Source organism: Ralstonia sp. R-29 (assembly GCF_049913345.1).
Lineage (GTDB): Bacteria > Pseudomonadota > Gammaproteobacteria > Burkholderiales > Burkholderiaceae > Ralstonia.
The window spans coordinates 1,355,967-1,380,450 of the sequence record NZ_CP184378.1; the positions used below are offsets into that span (position 1 = coordinate 1,355,967).

The 24,484-nt window shown below is 65.2% G+C and carries 22 protein-coding genes; 10 read left to right on the forward strand and 12 right to left on the reverse strand.

Annotated elements, in window-relative coordinates; translation table 11 throughout:
- Positions 1-49: 49 nt before the first annotated feature.
- The gene (locus ACN9M1_RS23275; RefSeq protein WP_426399209.1) at positions 50-967 is read left to right on the forward strand and encodes a LysR family transcriptional regulator; all 918 of its coding nucleotides are present in this window, start codon (positions 50-52) and stop codon (positions 965-967) included.
- Between the two features lie 134 nt (positions 968-1,101).
- Here ACN9M1_RS23275 and ACN9M1_RS23280 read toward each other — a convergent pair whose 3' ends face one another.
- Positions 1,102-2,172 carry an NAD(P)H-dependent flavin oxidoreductase gene (locus ACN9M1_RS23280; RefSeq protein WP_426399210.1) on the reverse strand — a complete coding sequence of 357 codons (1,071 nt, stop codon included), beginning with the start codon at positions 2,170-2,172 and terminating at the stop codon, positions 1,102-1,104.
- A 126-nt stretch (positions 2,173-2,298) separates the two neighbouring features.
- On the opposite strand from ACN9M1_RS23280, the gene ACN9M1_RS23285 reads away from it, so the two are divergent.
- Positions 2,299-2,868 carry a CGNR zinc finger domain-containing protein gene (locus ACN9M1_RS23285; RefSeq protein WP_426399211.1) on the forward strand — a complete coding sequence of 190 codons (570 nt, stop codon included), beginning with the start codon at positions 2,299-2,301 and terminating at the stop codon, positions 2,866-2,868.
- Positions 2,869-2,990: 122 nt separating this feature from the next.
- A complete protein-coding gene (locus tag ACN9M1_RS23290; RefSeq protein WP_426399213.1) occupies positions 2,991-3,764 on the forward strand; it encodes an SDR family NAD(P)-dependent oxidoreductase in 774 nt (257 codons plus the stop codon).
- Positions 3,765-4,068: 304 nt separating this feature from the next.
- Here the strand turns inward: ACN9M1_RS23290 and ACN9M1_RS23295 are convergent, their stop codons facing one another.
- The 6 genes from ACN9M1_RS23295 to ACN9M1_RS23320 all read right to left on the reverse strand — a co-directional run bounded on the left by ACN9M1_RS23295 (position 4,069) and on the right by ACN9M1_RS23320 (position 10,975).
- Positions 4,069-5,505, reverse strand: coding sequence for a M20/M25/M40 family metallo-hydrolase (locus tag ACN9M1_RS23295; RefSeq protein WP_426399214.1), 1,437 nt, complete (start codon positions 5,503-5,505; stop codon positions 4,069-4,071).
- 127 nt (positions 5,506-5,632) lie between these two features.
- A complete protein-coding gene (locus tag ACN9M1_RS23300; RefSeq protein ID WP_426399215.1) occupies positions 5,633-7,177 on the reverse strand; it encodes a methyl-accepting chemotaxis protein in 1,545 nt (514 codons plus the stop codon).
- Between the two features lie 142 nt (positions 7,178-7,319).
- On the reverse strand, positions 7,320-7,787 hold the full coding sequence (locus tag ACN9M1_RS23305) for a GNAT family N-acetyltransferase (protein WP_426400716.1): 468 nt from the start codon (positions 7,785-7,787) through the stop codon (positions 7,320-7,322).
- A gap of 23 nt (positions 7,788-7,810) precedes the next feature.
- The gene (locus tag ACN9M1_RS23310; protein ID WP_426399216.1) at positions 7,811-8,155 is read right to left on the reverse strand and encodes a hypothetical protein; all 345 of its coding nucleotides are present in this window, start codon (positions 8,153-8,155) and stop codon (positions 7,811-7,813) included.
- Positions 8,156-8,227: 72 nt separating this feature from the next.
- The gene (locus tag ACN9M1_RS23315) at positions 8,228-9,634 is read right to left on the reverse strand and encodes an alkaline phosphatase family protein (RefSeq protein WP_426399217.1); all 1,407 of its coding nucleotides are present in this window, start codon (positions 9,632-9,634) and stop codon (positions 8,228-8,230) included.
- Between the two features lie 81 nt (positions 9,635-9,715).
- A complete protein-coding gene (locus tag ACN9M1_RS23320) occupies positions 9,716-10,975 on the reverse strand; it encodes an MFS transporter (RefSeq protein WP_426399218.1) in 1,260 nt (419 codons plus the stop codon).
- Between the two features lie 89 nt (positions 10,976-11,064).
- On the opposite strand from ACN9M1_RS23320, the gene ACN9M1_RS23325 reads away from it, so the two are divergent.
- Genes ACN9M1_RS23325 through ACN9M1_RS23335 form a run of 3 tightly spaced genes read left to right on the forward strand, consistent with a single transcriptional unit; the run spans position 11,065 to position 13,637 of the window.
- Entirely contained in the window at positions 11,065-12,039 is a 975-nt protein-coding gene (locus ACN9M1_RS23325; protein ID WP_426399219.1) for a GlxA family transcriptional regulator, read from the forward strand.
- 56 nt (positions 12,040-12,095) lie between these two features.
- The gene (locus tag ACN9M1_RS23330; protein WP_426399220.1) at positions 12,096-12,761 is read left to right on the forward strand and encodes a glutathione S-transferase; all 666 of its coding nucleotides are present in this window, start codon (positions 12,096-12,098) and stop codon (positions 12,759-12,761) included.
- Positions 12,762-12,776: 15 nt separating this feature from the next.
- Positions 12,777-13,637 carry a class I SAM-dependent methyltransferase gene (locus tag ACN9M1_RS23335; protein ID WP_426399221.1) on the forward strand — a complete coding sequence of 287 codons (861 nt, stop codon included), beginning with the start codon at positions 12,777-12,779 and terminating at the stop codon, positions 13,635-13,637.
- 80 nt (positions 13,638-13,717) lie between these two features.
- Here ACN9M1_RS23335 and ACN9M1_RS23340 read toward each other — a convergent pair whose 3' ends face one another.
- The 3 genes from ACN9M1_RS23340 to ACN9M1_RS23350 all read right to left on the reverse strand — a co-directional run bounded on the left by ACN9M1_RS23340 (position 13,718) and on the right by ACN9M1_RS23350 (position 15,952).
- The gene (locus tag ACN9M1_RS23340) at positions 13,718-15,148 is read right to left on the reverse strand and encodes a HEAT repeat domain-containing protein (RefSeq protein ID WP_426399222.1); all 1,431 of its coding nucleotides are present in this window, start codon (positions 15,146-15,148) and stop codon (positions 13,718-13,720) included.
- Between the two features lie 5 nt (positions 15,149-15,153).
- A complete protein-coding gene (locus ACN9M1_RS23345; protein WP_426399223.1) occupies positions 15,154-15,528 on the reverse strand; it encodes a hypothetical protein in 375 nt (124 codons plus the stop codon).
- 91 nt (positions 15,529-15,619) lie between these two features.
- Positions 15,620-15,952: a hypothetical protein gene (locus tag ACN9M1_RS23350; protein ID WP_426399225.1), complete on the reverse strand. Its 333-nt coding sequence runs from the start codon at positions 15,950-15,952 to the stop codon at positions 15,620-15,622.
- 143 nt (positions 15,953-16,095) lie between these two features.
- On the opposite strand from ACN9M1_RS23350, the gene ACN9M1_RS23355 reads away from it, so the two are divergent.
- Positions 16,096-16,491: a DUF1801 domain-containing protein gene (locus tag ACN9M1_RS23355; protein ID WP_426399226.1), complete on the forward strand. Its 396-nt coding sequence runs from the start codon at positions 16,096-16,098 to the stop codon at positions 16,489-16,491.
- 67 nt (positions 16,492-16,558) lie between these two features.
- Positions 16,559-16,891 carry a DUF2322 family protein gene (locus ACN9M1_RS23360; protein ID WP_426399227.1) on the forward strand — a complete coding sequence of 111 codons (333 nt, stop codon included), beginning with the start codon at positions 16,559-16,561 and terminating at the stop codon, positions 16,889-16,891.
- 107 nt (positions 16,892-16,998) lie between these two features.
- Here the strand turns inward: ACN9M1_RS23360 and ACN9M1_RS23365 are convergent, their stop codons facing one another.
- Both ACN9M1_RS23365 and ACN9M1_RS23370 read right to left on the reverse strand, forming a co-directional pair.
- Entirely contained in the window at positions 16,999-17,562 is a 564-nt protein-coding gene (locus ACN9M1_RS23365) for a GNAT family N-acetyltransferase (RefSeq protein WP_426399228.1), read from the reverse strand.
- A 121-nt stretch (positions 17,563-17,683) separates the two neighbouring features.
- Positions 17,684-18,919, reverse strand: coding sequence for an NADH:flavin oxidoreductase/NADH oxidase family protein (locus ACN9M1_RS23370; RefSeq protein ID WP_426399229.1), 1,236 nt, complete (start codon positions 18,917-18,919; stop codon positions 17,684-17,686).
- Positions 18,920-18,997: 78 nt separating this feature from the next.
- Here ACN9M1_RS23370 and ACN9M1_RS23375 point away from each other — a divergent pair, with 78 nt between their 5' ends.
- Positions 18,998-19,456 carry a MerR family transcriptional regulator gene (locus ACN9M1_RS23375; protein ID WP_426399230.1) on the forward strand — a complete coding sequence of 153 codons (459 nt, stop codon included), beginning with the start codon at positions 18,998-19,000 and terminating at the stop codon, positions 19,454-19,456.
- Positions 19,457-19,545: 89 nt separating this feature from the next.
- Entirely contained in the window at positions 19,546-24,483 is a 4,938-nt protein-coding gene (locus ACN9M1_RS23380) for an NAD-glutamate dehydrogenase (protein WP_426399231.1), read from the forward strand.
- Position 24,484 lies beyond the last annotated feature (1 nt).

Consider the following 24,484-nt stretch of genomic DNA (forward strand, 5'->3'; position numbering starts at 1 on the left):
TGCGCCGTGACTGTGCTTCAATGCAGTTCGCCTGCAACACCGCCCCAACATGAAGCGCTTTGACGATCTCTACCTCTTCACGCGCGTGGTGGAAGCCGGCGGCTTTTCTGCCGCCGAGCGTGCCACGGGTATCCCCAAATCCCGCCTGAGCCGACGCATTGCCGAGCTGGAGACGCAGCTCGGCACGCGCCTGCTGCAACGTTCAAGCCATCGCGTGTCCGTCACGCCGGTGGGCGAGGCGGTGTATCGGCACGCGCGCGACATGGCCGACGCCTCCGCAGCCATTGAAGCGCTGGCCGGGGCCGCGCGCAGCGAGCCGGCGGGAGTGCTGCGGGTGGGCACCTCGCCCTTGCTGGCGGAAACGCTGATCGCCGGCTGGCTGGCTGAGTTTGCCGACGCTCACCCCAAGCTGCGCATCGAGCTGGACCTATCCAACAACTATGTCGACCTGATCGAACAGCGCATTGACGTGGCCATCCGCGCCGCAACGGGGCCGTTGCCCTCGCGGGATGTGGTGGCGCGCCCCTTGGCCGTATCGCCACGCGTGCTGGTGGGCAGCCCCACGTTGATCGCGCGCGTGGGGGGGCCCGCTACGCCGGCAGCACTCGAAGACCTGCCCTGCCTGGGCCAGGGCACGCTCACCCGCAGCCGCGACTGGGTATTGCACGACCGGCACGGCCACCGGCTCGCGCTGCCGATTCGGCCGCGTTTTGCCACCGACAACATCCTCGCCCTGCGTGAAGCGGCCATCGCCGGTTTGGGCTTTGCCGTGTTGCCCCAGCATTGCTGCCATGCGGCGCTGCTCGATGGCCGCTTGCGCACCGCGTTGCCCGGCTGGACGCCCGAGCCCGCAGACCTGCACGCGCTATACCCCTCGCGCGCCGGTGTGCCGCCATCCGTCAAAGCGCTTATCGCGTTCCTGCGCGAGCGCTTTACGCAAGAACCAACCATGAAGGCGCTCGGTTGATTCACGCGGCGAAACCGGAAAAATCTCGCTAATGCAGTTACATGAAATTTTTCCATTGCATGCATCCCGATTCGTCATGCAAAACGGGCACGCCATCTGACGTGCCCGTGTGGGAATGATGCGGCGGAACGTGCTCAAGCCAGTCGTTCAAGCGCCTGTGCAGCGATACGGCGGGTGATGGCTTCAGCGGAATCTTCTGTCGCCAGCTGACCGGCCTGGCCGGACCATAGGTTGATGAAGTCGCCCGAACCGGTTGGCTCTGTCTTGGCGCGCAACGGGGCGAGCGCGCCGCCCGCCGTCGGGAAAGCCGGGGCGAATGGGCTCATCGGGCCGATCTCCCGCATCAGGCGGTTGACGATGCCACGCGCCGGCCGGCCGGTGAACAGGTTCGTGAGTGCGGTATCGGCATCGGTTGCGCGCTTGAGTGCAACGCGGTGGATGGCTGAAGTCTTCGCCTCAGGCGAGAGCATGTAGGCGGTGCCAATCTGCACAGCCGATGCGCCCAACGCCAGCGCCGCCACCAAGCCGCGCGCATCGCCAATGCCGCCCGCCGCGACGATTGGCACGCGCACCGCATCCGCCACCTGCGGCACCAGTGCAAACGTGCCCACCTGCGATTCAATGGTCTTGGCGAGGAACATGCCGCGATGGCCGCCCGCCTCATTGCCCATGGCGATGATGGCATCCACGCCCCGCGCCTCCAGCCAGCGCGCCTCTTCCACCGTGGTGGCGGCGGAGATGATCTTCGCGCCCGTGGCCTTCACGCGCGCCTGCAATTCGGGCGCCGGCAAGCCAAAGTGAAAGCTCACCACCTCGGGCTTGAGTTCTTCCACCAGCGCGCACGTGGTTTCATCAAACGGCGCGCGGTTGACGGCCGGTGCCTGCGCATTCGGGTCGATGCCGAATTCTGCGTAGTACGGTGCCAGATGGGCACGCCATTTGGCCTCCCGCTCCGGGTCAGGCTGGGGTGGCGTGTGGCAGAAGAAGTTCAGGTTGATCGGGCCACGCACGGCAGCGCGAAACTGTTCGACCTGCTGGCGGATCTGCTCGGCATTGAGCATCGCGCACGGCAGAGACCCAAGGCCGCCGCCGCGCGCCACGGCAATCGCCAACTCCACACCGGCCACGCCGGCCATCGGCCCCAGCACGATGGGCACGTCAATGTTGAACAGCTCCAGCACGCGGGCGTCAGGCCATGCGCTCATGATCGTCTCCAGCCAAGTCGGGATGCGTTCATGGTAATGCGGCGCACTACGCCCAAGATTTCCGGGCGAAAGACGGGGGTTTGCGCGTAACCTGTATTGCATCTCATACCAGTTACAATCGGCGCCATGTCACCGCCTGATACGCCCGCACTGATTGCCGATCACCCCGTGCTCGACATGCTCAATACCGTGGACAACATGGGCGACCAGCCCTGCGACCTTTGGCAGACCGATGAGGATGTATCCGACTGGCTGATGCGCGCCGGCTGGTTGGCGCAACCCCTGGCGGGGCGCTATCCGCCCGGCGTGTTGCTGGCAGTGGCGCGACACCTGCGCGAGGCGGTCCGCGTGTTGGTAGAGGCCCGCAAAGCCGGCCGCACCGCCAGCGCCGATGCGCTGAACGTGTTCCTCCGCCAAGCGCCCAGCCACCCTGTTCTGGTGTGGCGCGACGGCACACCACGCGTGGAACGTCTGCGCCCGACCGATTCGGTGGAACAGTGCCTCGCCCCACTGGCCGAAGCGGCGGCGCAGTTGTTGGCGGAGGGTGATTTCGCGTTGATCCGCATGTGCGAACACCCCGATTGCGCACGCTGGTTTTACGACCGCACCAAGTCGCACAAACGCCGCTGGTGCAGCATGGCGCTCTGCGGCAATCGGCATAAGGTGGCGGAGTATCGTAAGCGCCAGCAGCGCTGAAGATCATCCACATACCGCGTTCCAACATTGGAACGCCGCGTCGCAGTGAAGGCCGCTGCGCGCACTGCGTCGGGTTCGTAACCTGTTCTCCCGAAACATTGCATCCCTTCAGGAGAACACGCATGTCGCACATTCAATCCAACACGCCGGCCCGCCTGGCGGGCCGCAACGCCATCGTCACCGGCGGCTCACGCGGCATTGGCGCCGCCGTAGCGCGCCGCCTGGCCGCGGACGGCGCCCGCGTCGCCGTGGTCTACCGCAGCAACCGCGACGAAGCCGACGCCGTCGTCAGCGCCATTCGCACAAGCGGCACAAGCGGCGCAGAAGCCATCGCCGTGCAGGCCGACGTGGCAGACGCAACGTCCGTCAACGCCATGGTCAGCACCGTGCGCGAAGCCTTCGGCACCATCGACATCGTCATCAACAACGCAGGCATTCTGGAAGGCCAGCCCGTCGGCAGCATCGACGCCGCCTCGTTTGATGCGCAATTCCGCACCAACGCGCTGTCGGTCATCCTCGTCACGCAAGCCGTGCTGCCGCATGTGCCCGCACGCGGCGGCCACATCGTCAACGTATCGTCGAGCCTGGTGTATCGCCCACGCGCAGGGCTGTCGGTGTATGCAGCCAGCAAGGCCGCAGTCGGCGCATTGACCCACGCGTTTGCCATAGAACTGGGCCCGCGCAACATCACCGTCAACGCCGTGGCACCGGCGCTCACTCGCACCGACATGACCGCCCCCATCCCCGACGAGGTCAAAGCCCGCATGCGTGAAACCACTCCGCTCGGCCGCCTTGGCGAACCCGAAGACATCGCCGACGCCATCGCCTTCCTGGCGTCGGACGACGCCCGCTGGATCACCGGCCGCACCCTAATGACCGACGGTGGCTTCATCTAAGCAGCCACGAAAATCGGCCACACCGCCAACACACGCACCCAGACGGTGTGGCCCTACCCTGCCCTAGATGGCGCCTTGAATTTCTGTGAGCGGGCGGATAAAGGAAGGAGGCTTGTCTGAGCGAAGCGAGTTTGCCTCCTTCCCCGCACGGTCACATAAATTCAAGGGGAAGTCGCCATCTCGGGCGCGCCTCTCTTTGCTTACTTTCTCTGGCAAGACAGAGAAAGTGAGTCGCCCCCGGCAGGGGGAGAAACAAGGGATGCACCACCAACACAAAAAACCCGCCCAGCAGTGCAACAACCCCTTACTCCGCCACCCCCTTCACCAACCGATAAAGAAACTCCCGCCCGTCATACAACCGAGCAATCTCAATCCGCTCATCCAACCCATGCGTACGCAAGTCCGCCGACTCGGTAAACAACCCCGACACCCCATACATCGGAATCCCCGCATTGCGCATGAAGCGACTATCGGTCGCCCCCGTGCTCATGGCCGGAATCACCGGCACGCCCCACGTCTGCTGCGTCAGCGCCTCCACCGTCTTCACCAAGTCACCATTGAGCGGTGATGCCGGGCTCGCCAGCGGCTTGTTGACATAGCGCACGCTGATCTTGTCGTTGGCAAGCACCTGCTTGAGCTGACGATCAATATCCGCCGGATCATCGTGCGGCAGGATCCGGCAATTGACCGTCGCCTTGGCCGACTGCGGCAGCGCGTTCTCCGCATGGCCGGCATTGACCATGGTCGCCACACACGTGGTCCGCAACTGCGCGTTGTAGAACGGATTGGCAGACAGCCGATCAATGGCCGCCTGGTCCGGCTTGCCGGTGCCGACCGCCCGCATATCTTCCGCCAACTGCCCCGTCGCCAGCGGCGCACTGCGCGCAAAGTAGGTCTGCGTCACGTCCGCCAGCTTGACAGGAAATCGATACGCCCCCAGCCGGTCCAGTGCCGCCGACAGTGCATAGATCGGGTTCGTCTTGGTCGGCACCGAGCTGTGGCCACCCACGTCACGCACTTCCAGCTCGTACGTCGTGTACATCTTTTCAGCCACCTGAATGCGATGCAGCACCGGCTTGCCGTTGCGCAACTCGCCGCCACCGCCTTCGTTGATGCCGAACTCGGCCTTCACCAGCTCGGGCTTGTTGTTGACGATCCAGTACGCACCGTTGCTCGGCACATCACCGCGTTCTTCATCGGTGGTGAGTGCGAGGATGATGTCGCGCGCGGGCTTGAAGCCCTCCTGCTTGAGCTGGCCCAGCACCGACACGAATGCCGACGCCATCGCCTTGTCGTCAATCGCACCGCGCGCGGTGAAGTAGCCGTCGGTCTCTTGCAGCTTGAACGGGTCGGTCTTCCAGTCTTCGCGCTTGGCCTCCACCACGTCGATATGCGCGAGCAGCAAGACGGGTTTCTTGGCGCCCGTGCCCTTCCAGCGCAGCACCAGGTTGCCCTTCTTCGGGAAGGGCTCGATCACCTGCATGTCAGCGGCGGAAAAGCCTGCCTCGCGCAGACGCTTTTCCATGGCCTGCGCGGCCTTGGTGGTGTCACCGGCCGAATGCGTCGTGTTGATCTCGACCAGCTCTTTGTAGATGTCGTGATAGCGCTGCTGCTCGGGCGTGAGCGTCGTGGGTGCAGGCTTGCTGGCGGGAATGGCCTGAGCGAAAGCACCGGCACTGCATGCCAACACGGCAGCAGACACCACGGCTCGAACGGAAACACGACGACACTGGAAACGCATGACACCTCCGGATAATCGTTATGAGTGCACCGCATAAAACAAAGCGGGGCCGACCCGAAGGCCGACCCCGCAGTGTAGCCCCGCAGCAGCCACTTCGCTGCCGGGGCAATCCATCCGGAACCGTGCGTTACATCGCCACCTGGAACACCGCAACAGCGCGGCGCAGTTCGTTCGCCTGCTCTTCCAGCGCTTGCGCAGCGGCCGCGGCTTCTTCCACCAGCGCGGCGTTCTGCTGCGTCACGTCATCCATCTGCGTCACGGCTTCGTTGATCTGCTCGATGCCGCTGCTCTGCTCAGCCGAGCCCGCGCTGATCTCGCCCATGATGTCGGTCACGCGCTTCACCGCCACGACGATCTCTTCCATCGTCTTGCCAGCACGCGCCACCAGGTTCGAGCCCGATTCCACACGCGTGGCCGAGTCTTCGATGAGCGATTTGATTTCCTTCGCGGCACCCGCGCTGCGTTGCGCTAGCGTGCGCACTTCACCCGCCACCACCGCAAAACCGCGGCCTTGTTCACCGGCACGTGCAGCTTCCACGGCAGCATTCAGCGCCAGAATGTTGGTCTGGAACGCGATGCCTTCGATCACGGCGATGATGTCGGTGATCTTGCGCGACGACTCGTTGATCTCGCCCATGGTCGTCACCACGTCCTGCACCACGGCACCACCTTGAACAGCGATCTCGGAAGCCGTCACCGCCAGCGTGCTGGCCTGACGCGCGTTGTCGGCGTTCTGCTTCACGATGCTCGTGAGCTCTTCCATGCTGGATGCGGTTTCTTCCAGCGAGCTCGCTTGCTCTTCCGTGCGCTGCGACAGGTTGGTGTTGCCTGCTGCGATCTGCTGCGTGGCCGAGGCGATCGACTCGCTGCCACGGCGCACCGTCACCACGGTTTCCTTCAGCTTGGCCTGCATCTGCTGCAGACCTTCCATCAGCACGCCCATCTCGTCACGCGAGTGGATACGCACCGTGGTGGTGAGGTTGCCGCCGGCAATCTCGCGGAAGTGCACGAGCATCTCTTCCAGCGGGCGCGAGATCGCACGCGACAGCACGACGTAGCAACCGGCCGCCAGCGCCAAGCCAATGGCAATGACGATGCCGAACGTCCACAGCAGACCATTGAAGAAGGATTGCGATCCCGCGTAGGCGGCGCCGGACACCTCTTCTTGAATCGTGTTCAGACGGTCGGACTGTTCTGCGTACGCACGGTACTGGCCGGGAATCTTGTCCGTCACGAGTGCGCGGGCAGCTTCCTTGTCGCCACGCTTGAGGGCCTCGATGGCCGAGGCGATGCTTTCCTTGACCAGGGCGCGCTGCTTGCCCGCCTCACCGGCCACGCGCTCTTCTTCCGGTGTGGAGAATGGCAGCGCGAGGTAACCCTTCCACCCTTGCTCGCTTGCATCAAGCTGTTTGTCGACCGAGCTGATAGCCTCAGCCGTCTTGCCAGGTTCAGTGTCGAGAATGGCACGATCCAGCGCGGTGCGCGCCTGCACCAGCTTGGATTCCGCCCGGCCCAGCATGCGCGTGGACGGCAGGTTATTGGAGAAGGTTTCCTTGAGCGCCGCGTTCGAGCGCAGGTTACCGACCAGCCCCAGCGCACCAACGCCCGCCAGGAATACAGCCAGAACAAACAGCACCAGCGCCAGCCGTGCCTTGATGGAGAGCGTTTTCATATCCGTCGCTAGAAATTTTGTGGGGCATAAACCGATTCCTCTGGGGGAATCGAGTTCAACAAAACTAACGACAGATGATCATCAAACTTTAACTACATTCCGAGGGTTTCCCCGAAGAGTGAAGCCCCGCGCGCGTCTTGGCTCAGGCCTGCATGCGCACCATCAGCGCGTTATCGAGCGGCACGCCGCGCACTGTCACGGTCTGGCGTGCCATGACCGCAAACCCGTTGCGGGCGAAAAAAGGCTCAGCGCTCAAACTCACGTGGGCCTGCACACGCGCTATCCGGCGTTGCGCGGCCAGGTTGAGGATGTGGTTCATCAGGCTCTGGCCGACGCCCTGCCGCGCATGCGTGGCCGCCACGAAGAAGTGGTCGATATAGCCGGTGGCTTGCAGGTCGGCATAGCCCACGGGTTGTCCGTCGATCTCCGCCACAAAAGGCTGGATGCGGCGGATGCGCTCGGCCCATTGTTCGGCGTCGTAATCGGTGGGCGCCCAGGCTTCGAGTTGCTCGGCGCGGTAGCGGCTGGCGGCGATGCCGTGGACGGCGGAATGGAAGATAGCGTGGAGCGCGGGTTCTTCGCCGGCTCGAAAAGGACGGATCAACACAATGCTATTAGCAACGATTCAACCAATTAAACCGAAAGCGTGATGCCGGACATGAACAACTTGCCCGCCAGCCACAAACCCGTGGCAGAAATCACCACGAGAAAGAAGGCGCCTAGAAACGAACTGTCCAAGACGTATTTGAAAACCGCCATGCAGACAAGCGGTGCCACAATAATCGCGACGGACCCAGCGACAAACAAGGAGGCATAACACGCCACCAAGGCAAGCACCAATGCCAGTGCGGAGCGGGGCATGGTCGCCCGATCTGCCCCCACGGCTTGCGCGCCAAACCAAACCGGCACAGTTGCCACTGCCACAAACCCTGCCGCCCAAACCAATGCCGGAAAACCGGAAATCTGAACCGACGCCACGCATACCCCATTTTTATGGATTAATAAGCGTGGCGATTATGCCTGGGTTATCACGGAAATATAAATCTGCCCTTATTGCCCCGCATACGGCAAATCCATCGAAGCGAGCACGTCCTTAATGTGCTGCGCGGCCTGCTGGGCATTTTGCGCGGCCGGCACAGCAGGCTGCTGATCGGTCGACAGATTGCGCACGTGGTCATCAATGCTGATGCCGGTGCCCAGCGGCGCCAGCATCGCCGCCGATTCGTGCATGGCCCATTGGAAGTCGTTGAGCGGCGCGTTGCGCGCGGCTTGCAGACCTGCCGGGTTCGCTGCCAAGGCACGGGCGGCCACGGGGTCGCGGTTGTCATCGGGAGCGGCGAGCTCCAGCACCTGGCTGAGGTCGGGCGCGCTGGCATCGCGGGCGGTGAGCGGCGTCTGGATGTTGTAGCGCACGCGCAGCGTCTTGATGATGGCGGTGTGGTCGTAAGGCTGCGCCACGGTCGAACGGAAGATCGTGCCCTTGGGAATCCACGGCGACACCACTACCGCCGGCACGCGCACCCCCAGCCGGTCGAACGCGAAGAGTTGCCCCGGCTGCGGCGGGCTGGGCGGCACCACAGCGGGCGGTGGCACGTGGTCAAAACACCCACCGTGCTCGTCAAAGGTGATGACGAGCATCGTCTGATGCCACTGCGGCGAGTTGCGCAGCGCGTTGTACACCTGTGCGACCAGCGCATCGCCGTAACCGACATCGTGCGGCGGATGCATGTCGTTGGGCCAATCCAGATCAGCAAAGTAGCGCGGCTCGATAAAGCTGTACGAGGGCAGCTTGCCGTTGGCCGCGTCGTCCAGAAAATCGTCGAACAGGTGGAAGTGGTCCAGATGCAGCCACAGCCGCGTGAGCGTGAGCGACTGCGCGAAGTCGTGGTAGTAGACGCCCCAATCGTTGGGCGCCACGCCGTCGAGCGCGTTGAACAGTGTCGGCATCAAATACGGAAAGTGCACCGGCGAATTGTTCGGATAACCATGCGCGGTGCCGGTATGCACGAAGAACCGGTTGGGCCACGTCTGGCACGGCGCAGAGGCAAACCACGCGTCGCACACGGCGTAGTTGCGCGCCAAGGTGCTGAGCGCCGGCACCTGGTCCGACGTGAAGAAATGCATGATGTCGCGCGGGTTGCCACCGTTCTTGGCGTAGTTGGTGGTGAAGCCCTGCATGGTGGGCGTCTGCCCCAGCGGCATCTGCTGGCCGAAGAGCTGCTGATTGATGTCGGTAAAGAGCTCGCCCGGGTCGGGGTTGGGCAGCGTCATCACGTTGGGCGGCACTGGCGTCGTCCACACGCGGATGGGGTCGCCGCCGCCATCGGGGTTGGTCTCGGTGCCGGAGAGGCCATCAAACTCGGCGCTCTTCGGATACAGCGTGCCGAACAGGTTGTCGAACGACCGGTTCTCCAACATCAGCACGACCACGTGCTGGATTGCGTTCAAGCCTGCCATGGCGGCCCCCTCGTGTCTGGTTGTGCCGGTCACTATAGGAAGAAACGCAGGGGATTGGCGCCGCGCAACCCGATCGACCCATCAACGTACCGCCGGCAGCACACGCCACGCAATCAACGCGCTACCGGCCGCCACCAGCCACACCATTGGCCAAGACGACCACGCCAGCACATACGGCAGGCTCAGCGATGTCACACCAAGCGCAGTGAACGCGCCCGTATTGCCCAGGCCCAACGCCGTGCCCGCCCGCTGTGCACCGGCCAGCGTGGCCATCTCGGTATAGCCCACGCCATGCCAAGCCGACACGCAAATGCCGCCTGCCACGATGGCCGCCACGAGTGCGATCCGCATGACCGCCAGGTCGATCGACAGCGCCGACGTCATCCACGCCACCCCCGCCAGCACGACGAACAGCGCAACACTCAACCGAGCGCACATCCGCAGATACGCGCGGCGATTGCCGTGGCGGTCGGTCCAGCGGCCGCTCCATACCCGCATAACGGCCGCACCGCCCTGCACCGCCGCCATGGTCAGGCTGAGCGTAAGCACATTGGCATGCGCAAAGTCGCGCAGGAACACCGTGGCGAACGCGACGACCGCCCCCTGCGGCACGCACAGCAGGCCGATGGCCAGGGCCATGCGCCACAGCATCGGGTCTCGCAGTGGACCGGGGCCAGCCGGTGCGGTCGTCTTAGCAGAGGCAGCACTCACGATGTCGGGCGCGTCATGCACCCACAGCCACGTCAGCACCGCCGTCAGCAGACACGCCGCCGCCAGTACCCCATACACCGCGGCAAACCCGGCATGCGCGGCCAGGCTCGGCAGCACCAGCGCGCCAATCCCCCCGCCCAGTGGCACGGCCGTCTGGCGGATGCTCATGGCCAAGCCGCGCTCACCTTCTCGAAACCACCCCATGACCGCGCGCCCGCTCGATCCGTTCACGCTGCCACCCAGCAGGCCCACGCTCAGCATGCCGGCCACCAGCCACGCCAGCGGCGGCACATTGCCATGCAGGGGCGCCACGCAGCACGCCATCACGAACAACGCCAGCCCCGTGAGCCCCAGCCCCGCCAGCAGCACCGAGCGATCGCCCCAACGGTCCGTCAACAAACCCCACGGCAACTCGCTGATGGCGATCCCGAGCCCCAGCGCCCCAATCGCCACGCCCAGCTCAGCATTGCCCAGGTGGTACGCCGAGCGGATGAACACGGCCGTCGTCGGGATGCCCGAAAACGCCGCCGAAAAACTCGCGTTGGCCGCCACCCCCACGCCCAGCACCTTCCAGCGGTGATGGCGCGATAGGGGCGTGGTGCTGGCCGGTAAACACACGGCTGTTGTCATGATGGTCTCTCCAGAAATGCGTTTGACAGTCGCAGTCTGGCGGAGCAACATCCGGCCTGAATGACGTTAATCCCTCATTTCAAGACATCATGCGCAGAATCGGCTTTTTGGTGTTTCCGGGCTGCAGCCTGCTGGATTTCACCGGCCCGCTGACGGCCTTTGACGTGGCGAACCGGCTGCATGCCGCCACCTCCGGGCAGCCGGCCTATCGGATCGACGTGTTGTCCGAGGGCGGCACGTTGGTGCAGAGCGCCCCCGGTCTCGTCATGCAGACGCAGGCGCTGGACAACCCGGCCTTCGACACGCTCGTCATCTCCGGCGGCAACGGCCCGCGCGAGGATGCGTTCTCGCCCCAGCTGATCGCCTTCGTGCAGGAAGCGGCACAGCACTCGCGGCGCATGACGAGCGTGTGTTCCGGCGCGTTTGCGCTGGCAGCGGCCGGGCTGCTGGATGGCCGCCGCGCCACCACGCACTGGCGCATGGCGGCACTGTTGCAGCGGCGCTATCCGCACGTGCAGGTGCAGAGCGACCACATCTTCATCCACGACGGGCCAGTGTGGACTTCGGCCGGCATTTCTTCAGGCATCGACCTTGCGCTGGCGTTGATCGAAGACGACCTGGGCGTCGACATCTCGCGCGCGGTGGCGCGGGAGCTGGTGGTCTATCACCGGCGGCCGGGCGGGCAGTCGCAGTTCTCAGCGCTGCTGGAGCTAGACCCGGCATCGAGCCGCATCGCCCGCGCGCTGAGCTATGCGCGCGAGCATCTGCATGAGGCGCTGGATGTCGACCGGCTGGCCGACGTCGCGCACCTGAGCCGCCGCCAGTTCGATCGCGCCTTCGTGGCGGAGACTGGGCAGACGCCCGCCAAGGCCATCGAAAAGCTGCGCGCCGAAGCCGCCCGCCCACGCGTGGAAGCCGGCGATGAATCGCTGGAACAAGTCGCCCGCGCCGTGGGCTTTGCGGATCCGGAACGCATGCGGCGCGCGTTCATCCGCGTGTTTGGGCAGCCGCCGCAATCGGTGCGGCGCGCGGGGCGCTCCGGGTATGCACGCCTGGTCGCATAAGACGTTACCCTCGCCGATTCACCAACCGCCCTTTTTGACCTTTCACGCTTGCCTTGATGCTCGCTGACACCACCCTGCCCCTGCTCTACAGCTATCGCCGTTGCCCCTACGCCATGCGCGCCCGCCTGGCGATGCTGCAGGCCCAGCGCCGCTTTCAGACCTACGAGATCGTCATGCGCGACAAGCCGGCGGAAATGCTCGCCCTGTCGCCCAAGGGCACCGTGCCCGTCTTGCGCCTGCCCGACGGCACCGTGCTGGAAGAGAGTCTCGACATCATGCGCTGGGCGCTCGAACAGCCGGACACCGATGGCTGGTGGCGCCGCGCCCAATCGGCCGACAACCTTGCGCTGCTGCGCACGAACGATGGCGATTTCAAACGCCTGCTCGATCGCTACAAGTATCCGGATCGCTATCCGCAAGAGGCTGTGCCGCGCGAGACTGCCCGTGCCCAGGCCGTTGAAACCCTGCTGATACCGTTGGAATCACGCTTGCTAAGTCAGCGCTATCTTGGCGGCGCGACACCGTGCGCGACGGACCTGGCGATCTTCCCGTTCGTGCGCCAGTTTGCAGCGGTGGAGCCCGAGTGGTTTGCCAGCCAGCCGCTGCCGGCGCTGCAAGCGTGGTTGGCCGGATGGCTGGGCAGCCGGCTGTTTGAGGTCTGCATGACCAAGCAGCCGGTACAGGCCGTTGCCGCATTCCCCGAGTATCGGCACCCCCATTGATGGAGGCATGTCGCCATGAGCACCCTACCCGATGCCGCACCCGACAGCACCGCAGCGCGCGTGGCCTTGTGGCGCGCACTGCATGTACAGATTGACGCCCCGCCGCACGTGCTGGAAGACACGGTCGGCTTGCAATTGCTCGCGCCGCCCTCCGACTGGCAACAACGTGGCGACATGGACCCCCAGTTCACGCGGCCTTTTCGGGCGTCGATCGTGGCGCGGGCGCGCTTCATTGAAGATCTCGTCATCGAGCACGCAGCGCGCGGACTGAGCCAGTACGTCATTCTGGGTGCGGGCCTGGACAGCTTCGCGCAGCGTCGGCCGGATGTTGCGTCGCGCATGACCGTGTTCGAGGTCGATCCGCCCAACCCGCAGGCATGGAAACGCCAACGTTTGGTGGAGCTCGACTTTGGCATACCGGATTGGCTGCGCTTCGTGCCAGTCGATTTTGAAGCGCGCGAGTCATGGCAAGACGCCCTTGTCGCCGCCGGTTTTGACACCAGCAAGCCTGCCGTGGTGGTGTCCACGGGCGTGAGCATGTATCTGACCAAGGAAGCGAACGCCGCCACGCTGCGGCAGGTGGCATCGCTGGCGCCCGGGTCCATGTTTGCCATGACGTTTCTGCTGCCACTGGAAATGGCCGCGCCGGAAGTCCGTCCCGGCCTGGAGATGGCCGAGAAAGGCGCACGCGCCAGCGGCACGCCCTTCATCAGCTTCTTTACCCCGCCCGACATGCTGGCGCTGGCGCGCGAAAACGGCTTCCGTGATGCGCAGCACATCTCGGCCGACACCCTGACGCAGCGCTACTTTGCTGGCCGCGCCGATGGCTTGCGTCCACTCGCCAATGCGGAGGAATTGCTGATCGCGACCGTGTAGCCCCGAGTCAACCGCATCCGAGGGACATCGGGGCACTGAACCGCCATCGCTTCATTGCCGGCACCAGGGCGCGTCGCCGCTTACTTGTACTCCACAGTGCCACGACCAAAGGGTCTGGCTGCGATTGCGGCGGCCTCTTCTTCGCGCACCGCCATCGCGCGCTGTAGTGCGTGCTTGGCAGCAACGTCGTGCTCGGGCAAACCGGACAACACAGCATGCAGCGTGGGCAACGCGTAAATGTCCGTGAATGCCTGCGCAGATTGTTCCCGCACGTCGTCATCCACGTCGCGCAGGGCCTCCGTCAGCGCAGGCAGCATCGCCGGCCAAGCGTGCTCAGCATCGGCACGCAAGTCTCTCTGCAACATGGCGATCGACTCGACGGCCCGTGCACGGAACTCGGCATCGGGGTCGCGCAGTGCCGCAAGCAGTGTCGGCATTGCGGCGACATCACGGTTTTCACCCAGCGCCCACAGCGCCATCCACTGCACCTGGTGCCCCAATGCAGGCGTCTGGTACGCGTGGATGAGGTGTTGCGTGGCACGCGCGTCCCGCAATTCGCCAAGCGCGCTGGCAGCGTAGTAGCGCACCTCTTCATCCGCCTCCTCAAACACACGCGCAGCGATCAGGTCGAGCGACTCCGCATCCCGCCGCAAGCCCAGTGCGATGACGACTTCCTGCCGCACACGCGGTTCCGGGTCATTGGTGAGTGCCCGCAATGCTGGCAGCGCCTGCGGTGGCCGAAAGCGCATGCCCTGTGCCGCTCGCCGACGGACCTCCGGCGCGGGATCAGACACAGCGGCCAGCAGCAGGTCATGCAACGTGGTGTCTTCCGGATCAGCGGATTCGCACATCGCATCCAATGCAGCGGCGCGCACGCGACCGTCAGAATCAACCGCGGCCGCAAACAGATCGGGAATCGCATCCGCCGTGCCGCACCTGCCAAGTGCGTAGGCCGCCCAGACGCGCACATCGACATCGGTATCCAGACGCAATCGTGCGCGCAATGCAGCAACCGCCAGCTTGGACGGCCAATACCCCAGCACGTGCACCGCCTCGCGGCGGACCTCGGCACTCGGGTCGTTGACGGCTTGCAGGCATGCACGCTCGTGCGCGTGTGCGACGGCCTCTGACTGTCTACCCAGTGCCTGCACAGCAGCAGCGCGGACGCCTGGCTCGGTGTCGTGCTTCAGGGCATGCAGCACGGCGGATTCGGCGTGTGGATACTGACCCAGGTCGTAGTGCGCCAGCGCATGCACCGCACTCGCGCGGAAATAGGCGTCAGCGTCGTGCGTGGTCGCCACCAACGGCGCTACGAACGCATCGTCCTCGCCCAGATCGGTCAGGCTGACGTTCTCGCCACGGCGTGCGTCGGGTGATTGTTGCCGCAGTTGGGCGATGAGCGCCTCGATCTCGGCAGCGCTGCGCGCTTCGACATCATTGGTGGCGGGGTTCGATTCTGCGCTCCCGGCCAGCGCGTCCTTGATGCGCGCGATCCATTGTTTCAAGCGCATACGGTTCAACGCGCCTCACGTCGCGACGCCTTGAGCGTCAACGCCCACGCCACCGTGCCGACAATCGCCCCGAGCAGGAACGGATACGACCACAGAATCCTCGGACCCCACTCGAGAAACGACCACGCCAGGCCCACGGCTGCGAGCATCAGGCTCCACTGCGCCGGTTTGCCCATCAGGTGGCGGACCACGCCGCTGTAGAGCAGCACGCACGCCAGCAGCGAAATCAGCACGGTCAGCAATGACATCGCGCCCATGCTAATCATGTCCCAATAGTCGGACGCGTAGGTCGCGGTAAAGCCCGCTTGCAGCAAGGTTGCAATGGCAAGCGGTGCCCGCGTCGAATCAGTGGTCTGCTGTGTGGGTGTTGATTCCGTCATCCCTTCTCGTCTTTGGACAAATGCGACGCCCAGATCGCTTGGGCGCGCAGCATAGCATCCGGGTGCCCTTCGACCAAGATCAAGCCATGACCTAGCGTTCACGCACCGGGCCGGGCAGCGCCTTCAGCCCAATCCACAGCACACCGATGACCATATTGATGGGCACGCTCAACGCGCTGGGCACATAAAACAATGCTGACAGGCACGGCGTCTTGAGGGCCAGTTCCGCCGCCCCGCCCAGCGCGTAGAACACCACGCCGCACCAGAGCCATCGCCACATGTATGCGAGCAGCCAGTGCGCATGCGCCTGGTTGAAGCGCCACGCGGCGGAGCGCTCAAACAGGTTGCCGTGACTGGCATCCTTGTACAGCCAGCCAAAGAAGAAGTAGCGATACAGCAACGTACGAAAGGCGAGCTCTTGCATGATGGCTCCCTCATCCAAGCCAGCTTCAGGCAAGCAAGTTTGGCTCCAAAATTGGCCGGGCGCCATGACCGGCGCATGCAAGTCGACGATGGCGCACGCACGCAGTTGAGCCTATCCTCGTCAATCCATCACGGAGGCAACGCATGAAGAGAAACGCAACGGACAACGCACCGCCCGCCGCCGAGCAGATCGACGCCCGCATTGCCGAGCTGAACGACTGGCGCGGTGAGATGCTCGCCCGCCTGCGCACCGTCATCCTGGCAGCCGACCCTGACGTGGTCGAGGAATGGAAATGGAGCGTGCCGGTGTGGTCGCACCACGGCATCCTCTGCACCGGCGAGGCCTACAAGCAGACGGTGAAAATGACGTTTGCCAAGGGCGCCTCCGTGCCGGACCCAGCCGGGCTCTTCAATTCCAGCCTGGATGGCAACGTGCGCCGCGCGATCGATTTTCGCGAAGGCGACACGGTGAACGAGAAGGCATTAAAGACGCTCATCCAGGCGGCCATTGCCGTGAACAAGGCCGGCGCGAAACGCTGAGCCGCGCGCGTGGGTTGGCAGAGCGGCTAACATACGGCCCGCCTGAACAACCCACGGAGCCACTTCAGTGATTCAACCGACCCCCATCTTCAAGGACAACCTCGCCCAACTGCCCGCCATTGACGGCGTCGAGCGCATCGACCTGGTAGACGGCCAGGGCGCCGTGGTCGCCGACATCGAAAACAAGCCGGGCAAGCAAGGTTCGCTGGCGGTGTACCACTACCTGCAGCAGGCGTTCGGCCAGCTCGATGCCAAGGCCGCCGAGCACGGCTTGGCTGTGTTCGCCGAGCACACCGTCGACGCACGCAATCGCCCGGGCGCGCATCCGAATGTCGACCGGCTGCTCGCCATCGCGGCGGGGGCCGAAGCGCTGCGCATCAACGTCGTGGCCAAGGGCTGACGGCACTGCTGGCGACGCAATGAAAGAAGGCCGGTATCACGCCGGCCTTTTTCTATGGCGCCGCACCATCGCGGCATCCGTTGCGACACCTTCAATCGACCCTGCCGTCAACCATCCACAGGGTGTGCAGGCGTCTCAAGGTTGAGCTGATAGAACGCTGCATCGAGCCACCGGCCGAACTTGAAGCCGGCCTCTTTGATGGTGCCCGCGTGCACGAACCCGAGCCGGGTATGCAGCGCGACGCTGCCGGCGTTGGCCGCGTCGATGCAGCCAACCAGCACGTGCACCTGGGCCGCTTGCGCGCGCCGGATCAGTTCACGCAGCAGGCGTTCGCCCAGCCCGCGCCCACGGCAGGTGTGGTGGACGTACACGCTGTGCTCCACCGTGTACTTGTAGGCAGGAAACGCGCGGAACGTACCCCAACTCGCAAAACCCAGCAGCCGGCCCGAGGCATCCACCGCGCCCACCACCGGAAAACCGCCGGCACGCTTGGCGGCAAACCACGTCTGCATGGCCTGCGGGGGGCGGGGAACGTAGTCGTACAGCGCCGTGGAGTTGACGATCGCCTCGTTGAGGATGTCGAGAATCGCCTGGGCGTGCTCGGCCTCGGTGCAGTCGATCAGGCGGATGTCGTCGCTCCGAATGTCGTCGTTCGGCTTGGGGGCGGGCATGCGGGGCTCCAAAAAGGGGGAGGCGGATTCGCGGCGGCCGCGGATTCCATCTTAATGGATGCATTTTCCAGAAAACTGGATGTTGCCGTCAACCGGGCTGCCCCCCCTGAGGAGTTGCCGGCTAGCGCAACGCGCGCTGCGCCAGCCAGCGCTTGTAACGTCGCGTCTGGCAAGCCGTGGCCAGCTGCTGCAACACCAACGCCCGCAGGGGCGAGACGCTCGGGTGGGTACCCCGCCCCTGGCTCAGGCGCTTGAGCTGGAACTTGACGACCGCCATGTTGGCCAGCGAGCCCAGCACCTTGTTCTTCCAGGTAATGGGCTGGAGCACCGGGGCGCTGTCCTTGCCGGCATGCCAATCGCGCGGCAGGTTCGGATCAATCGACAGCGCCGTCGCGATGCCCACCATGGCAATGCCGCTGTCCACCACCTGCTCCGCCACCGCACGGCGGCGGATGCCGCCCGTCACCATCAACGGCATGCGCGCCACGGCCGCAATGTCTCGGGCAAATTCCAGGAAGTAGGCCTCGCGGGCGAGCGTGCGGCCATCGCGCGCGTGGCCTTGCATGGCCGGGGCTTCATAGCTGCCGCCGGATAGTTCCACCAAATCCACGCCCAGCGGGTTGAGCATCTCAACCACGCGCTTGGCATCCTCCGGGCTGAAGCCACCGCGCTGGAAGTCCGCCGAGTTGAGCTTGACCGCCACCACGAACTGCGCCGACACCACCCCCCGCACGCTGCGCACGATGTCCAGCAGCAGACGCGCGCGATGCTCAATCGGGCCGCCCCACGCGTCCTGCCGCTTGTTGGTGTTGGGCGAAAGAAACTGGCTCAGCAGATAGCCATGCGCGGCGTGGATCTCCACGCCGGTAAAACCGCTCTGCTCGGCCAGCACCGCCGCCCGCACGAAGCGCTGCTGCACCTCGGCGATATCGGCTTCCGTCATCGCCCTGGGCACCGGAAATTGCTTGGACAAGGTCCCCAGATCCATCGGCACGGCAGACGGTGCCAAAGTGGGTTGCCCCAACGCCGCCGGCATCTGGCGGCCAGGGTGGTTGAGCTGCATCCACACATGCGCGCCATTGGCCCGCGCGATCTGCGACCAGCGCCGGAAACGGTCGAGATGCGCATCGTCTTCCAGCACCACGCCGTTGGCGCCCGTCATGGCACGGTGGTCCACCATGACATTGCCGGTGATGATGAGCCCCGCCTTGCCCCGGGCCCAGGCCTCGTACAAGCGCAGCAGCGCATCGGACGGCGCGTGGTCCGCATCAGCCATGTTCTCTTCCATGGCGGCTTTGGCCAGGCGGTTGGGGATGACCGCGCCGTTCGGCAGCGTGAGCGGAGTGAAGAGCTTCATGGGCGTTTCCTGGTTTGACGACGCTTCCACGTTAAGCTTAAAGTCAACTTTAATGTCAAGCCCGTCGGAGCCGTCTGCATGAAGATCGGAGAACTCGCCCAACAGAGTGGCGTTGCCGCCTCGCGCATCCGGTTTTACGAGGCCAGCGGTCTCCTGCAGCCCGCGCAGCGCCAGGCCAATGGCTACCGCGAATACGCGCCCGATACGTTGCGGCGCCTGGAGATCATCCTGTGCGCGCAGGGCGCCGGATTCTCGTTGGACGAAATCCGCACGTTCCTGCCGCCCGATCTGGACAACTGGCGGCACGAAGAATTGCTCGCTGCGCTGCGGCGCAAGATTGCCGAGATCGAACTGCTGGAACAGCGGCTCGCGCAAAGCAAACACCAGTTGCTAGCGCTGGCCCACGAGATCGAACACAAGGACGAAGCCGAAGATTGCGCGGTTCGTGCCAAGCGCCTGCTCGACAAGGTGCACAAGGACGCCGCACAGCAGCCCCGCGCCGCACCACCAACGCAGCGCACAAAAAAACGCGCCTGAGCCTACGCGCCCAAGCGCCCGGCATCCTCCCGATTGCCAGCCATGGGCACGCGGCGTAGCATGGGCTGGCCCTTTTTCGGGAGGCATCCATGTCTGCCCAGCACGACGACAAGGTCCGCCAGCACATGGCGGACGCGGTGGCCCTCGCACGCGAACGCGCACCCGATATTGCCGCGCTGTTCGAGCCCTTTCTGCGGCACTACTACGGCCTGGCCGACCCCGAAGACGTGACCTCGCGCAGCGTGGCCGACCTGTATGGCGCGGCCATGGCGCACTGGCAGTTGGGGCAGAAGTTCGTGTCCGGCCAGCCGCGCGTGCGCGTCTACAACCCCACCCTGGAACAGCACGGCTGGTACTGCGGCCATACGGTGGTCGAGATCGTCAACGACGACATGCCGTTCCTGTTCGACTCCGTGACCATGGAGATCAACCGGCAGGGGCTGGCGCTGCATTCCGCTTTTCACCCGGTCTATCGCGTGCAGCGCGATGCGGCGGGCATGCGCGTGGCGGTGACTGCCGGTGGCGGCGTGCAGCGCCCCACGGCCCTGGCCGGCGACATGCCCGACACACCCAGCGACGCTGACCGCGAGACCGACGGCACCGCGCGCTTCGAGTCCACCATCCACATCGAGGTCGACCGCTTTTCCGAGCCCGAGCGCATGCAGGCGCTGCACGACGGCCTGGTGCGCGTGCTGGGCGATGTACGTGCCACGGTGGACGACTGGAAACCCATGCAGGCCGCCGCGCAAGCTGCCATCGAAGCGCTGGCCGTGCGCGCGGCGCAGCCCTCTACCGGTGATGTGGAGCGAGCCGAGATTGCCGAAACGCAAGCCTTTCTCTCGTGGATGCTGGATCGGCATTTCACCTTCCTCGGCTATCGCGATTACGAGCTCATCACGCAAGAGGATGGCCCCGACCCGCACCATTACCTGCGCGGCATCCCGGGCACGGGTCTGGGCGTGTTGCGTGAAGCGCTGCGCGACGCCTCCACGCCAGATACCACGCGCCTCGCACCGGGTGCCGCGAAGTTTATCGACGCACCCGAGCCGATCTTCCTCACCAAGGCCAACTCGCGCGCGACCGTGCACCGCCCCGGGTATCTCGATTACGTCGGCATCAAACTGTTCGACGCGGAGGGCCGCGTGTGTGGGCAGCGGCGGTTTCTGGGCATGTACACATCGAACGTCTACATGGTGCCGGCCGAAGACATTCCGCTGGTGCGACGCAAGGTGGCCGACGTGATCCGGCGCACCGGCTTTCTGCCGAATGGGCACCTGGCCAAAACGCTCGTCACGATCCTGGAGCAATATCCGCGCGACGAGCTGTTCCAGATGGATAGCGAAGCGCTGCACGACATCGCGCTCGGCATCCTGCGGTTGCAGGAGCGTCAGCGCACGCGGCTGTTTGTGCGGCGCGACCCGTTTGATCGCTTCGTGTCGTGCCTCGTGTTCGTACCGCGCGAGAAGTTCAACACCGACCTGCGTGTGCGCATCCAGAAACTGCTGCTGGACGCCTACCACGGCACCGCCGTGGAGTTCACGCCGCAGTTGTCGGAATCGATGCTCGCGCGCATCCACATCACCGTGCGCACGCAGCCGGGCGACGTGCCGGACGTGGACGTGACCGAGCTCGAAGCGCGCATCGTGCAGGCGGCGCGGCGCTGGCAGGACGATCTGTCCGACGCTCTGCTGGCGCGCGGCGGCGAAGAGCGCGGCAACCGCCTGCTGCGCCGTTACGCCGATGCCTTTCCCGCTGGCTTCCGCGAGGACTACCCCGCGCGCCTGGCCGTGCGCGACATCGAACTGATGGAGCCGCTGCTGGATCAGAACACCGCCGCCAACCTGCTCACCATGCAGTTGTACCGGCCGCTGGAAGCGCCACCCGGCGCGCTGCGCTTCAAGATCTACCGCGCGGGGCAGCCGACCTCGCTCTCGCACAGCCTGCCGATGCTTGAACACCTGGGTGTGCGCGTGAACGAAGAGCGCCCCTATTGCATCGAGCCCGCCGACGCCGCGCCCATCTGGATGCACGACTTCGGCATGGAAACCGTCGACGGCAGCGAGGTAGACCTCGACGAAGCCCGTGCGCGTTTTGAAGAAGCCTTTGCGCGCATCTGGAGCGGTGAGCTTGAGAACGACGACCTCAACCGCCTCGTGTTGCAGGCCGGCCTGACTTGGCGCGAGGTGCGCATCCTGCGGGCGTATGCGCGCTATATCCGCCAGATCGGTTCGACCTTCAGCAATGCGTATATGGAGAGCGCGCTGAACGGCAACCCATCGATCGCGCGGGCGCTGGTGCATCTGTTCCTCGTGCGCTTCGACCCGGCGTTGGACGCAGCCGAACGCACGCGCCGCAGCGACACGCTGCGCAAGCAGATCGACGAAGCGCTGGAGGACGTGCCCAACCTGGATGAAGACCGCATCCTGCGTCAGTTCCTCGGCGTGCTGGAGGCCACGCTGCGCACGAACTACTTCCAGAGTGCCGCGCCGGATGGGCAGCCCAAGGCGTACCTCTCGTTCAAGTTTGACCCTGCGCGTGTGCCGGGCTTGCCCGAGCCGAAGCCGATGTTCGAGATATGGGTGTACTCGCCACGCGTGGAAGGCGTGCACCTGCGCGGCGGCAAAGTGGCGCGCGGCGGGCTGCGCTGGTCGGATCGGCGTGAGGACTTCCGCACCGAAGTGCTGGGGCTGGTGAAAGCGCAGATGGTGAAGAACACCGTCATCGTGCCGGTGGGCTCCAAGGGCGGGTTTGTCGTCAAGCAACCGCCGCCCGCCACCGACCGTGACGCGTATCTGGCCGAAGGCGTGGCGTGCTACCAGACCTTCCTGCGCGGCTTGCTGGACCTGACCGATAACTACGTCGACGGCCGCCTCGTGCCCCCGCGCGACGTGGTGCGCTACGACGAAGACGACCCCTATCTGGTGGTGGCCGCCGACAAGGGCACCGCCACGTTCTCGGACTACGCCAACGCCATCTCCGCTGAATACGGTTTTTGGCTGGGCGATGCGTTTGCCTCGGGTGGGTCCGTCGGCTACGACCACAAGAAGATGGCGATCACCGCGCGCGGCGCGTGGGAATCGGTCAAGCGGCACTTCAGCGAGATGGGTGTCGACACGCAGACGCAAGACTTCACCGTGGTCGGCGTGGGCGACATGTCGGGCGATGTGTTTGGCAACGGCATGCTGCTCTCGCGACATATCCGGCTGCTGGCGGCGTTCGACCATCGGCATGTGTTTCTCGATCCATCCCCCGACGCAGCCACGAGCTTTGCCGAGCGCGAGCGGCTGTTTAACCTGCCGCGCTCCAGCTGGGCCGACTATGACCGGGCGCTGATTAGCCCCGGCGGCGGCGTATTCCCGCGCACCGCCAAGGCGATTCCGCTCTCACCCGAAGTGCGCGCCATGCTGGATGTAACTGCCACCGAGATGGCGCCGAACGATCTGCTGCACGCCATCCTCAAGGCGCCGGTAGACCTGCTCTACAACGGCGGCTTCGGTACCTACATCAAGGCCAGCACCGAAACGCACGCGCAAGTTGGCGACCGCGCCAACGACGGCCTGCGCGTCAACGGCGCGGAGCTGCGCTGCAAGGTGGTGGCCGAAGGCGGCAACCTGGGCTGCACGCAACTTGGCCGCATCGAATACGCGCAGCGCGGCGGCCGCATCAACACCGATGCGATCGACAACTCGGCCGGCGTGGACTGCTCCGACCACGAGGTCAACATCAAGATCCTGCTGGGCCTGGTGGTGGCCGACGGCGAGATGACGCTCAAGCAGCGCAACACGCTGCTGGCCGAGATGACCGACGAGGTGGGCACGCTCGTCTTGCACGACAACTACTTCCAGACGCAGGCGTTGTCGCTGGCGCGCACACGCACCGCGCAGTGGCTGGAACCCGAAGCGCGCCTGATGCGGCATCTGGAGCGCAACGGACGCCTGAACCGGCCGATCGAATTCCTGCCCGCCGATGAAGAGATCGACTCCCGGCGCGCGGCGGGCGGCGGCCTGACCACGCCCGAGCGTGCCGTGCTGATGGCCTACAGCAAGATGTGGCTGTACGACGTGCTGCTCGGCAGCGACCTGCCGGACCAGCCCTTCATTGCCGATGGCCTGCCAGGGTATTTTCCGCAGCCGCTGCACACACGCTGCGCGGCAGCCATCCCGAGGCACCCGCTGCGGCGGGAAATTCTGGCGACCATGCACGCCAACGCGCTCGTCAACCGTGCCGGTGTGACCTTCGTGCACCGCCTGGCCGAGGAAACTGGCGCCGAGCCGCTGGCGGTGGTATGGGCCAGCCTGGTGGCGCGGGCCGTCTATCGGCTCGATGCGCTTTGGCAAGAGGTGGATGGCCTGGACGCCAAGGTGCCGCACGATACGCAGACCGCGCTGTTCACGGCGCTGGCGCAATTGCATGAGCGCGCCACGCTGTGGTTCTTGCGGCGGCGCACGTCGAATGTGCTGGACGTACCCGCCACGGTGGCGCACTTCCGCACGGCAGTCGATGCACTGGCGTCCGACATTGACTCGCTGCAGACGGAAGCCTCCATGCAGGCCGCCGCGCAGCAACAGCAGGCGCTGGTCGATGCCGGTGTGCCGGATGCGCTGGCTCGCGTGGCAACCGGCATCCCTGCGCGCGTGTCGCTGCTCGACATTGCTGAAGTGGCCAGTGCGTGCAACTGCGACGCCAAGCTCGCGGCGCGCGTGTACTTCGCGCTGGACCAGCCATTGAACTATGGCTGGCTGCAAAGCGGCATCCTCGGCCTGCCCGCGCAAACCCACTGGCAGATGCTGGCGCGCGCCACCCTGCTGGAAGAACTCGGGCAACTGCGCCGCCGGTTGACGGGGTCCGTACTGCGCGACGCGCCTTCGGGCGCCAGCGCGGACGCGTTGGTGGAGACGTGGCAAGCCACCCGGCAAGACGCATTGGCGCGCTACAACCGCGTAATCGCCGACCAGATGGCAGCGGGCCCGGCCGACTTGGCGATGCTGTCAGTCGGCCTGAAAGCGCTGGCGGAAGTGGAAGCCTGAT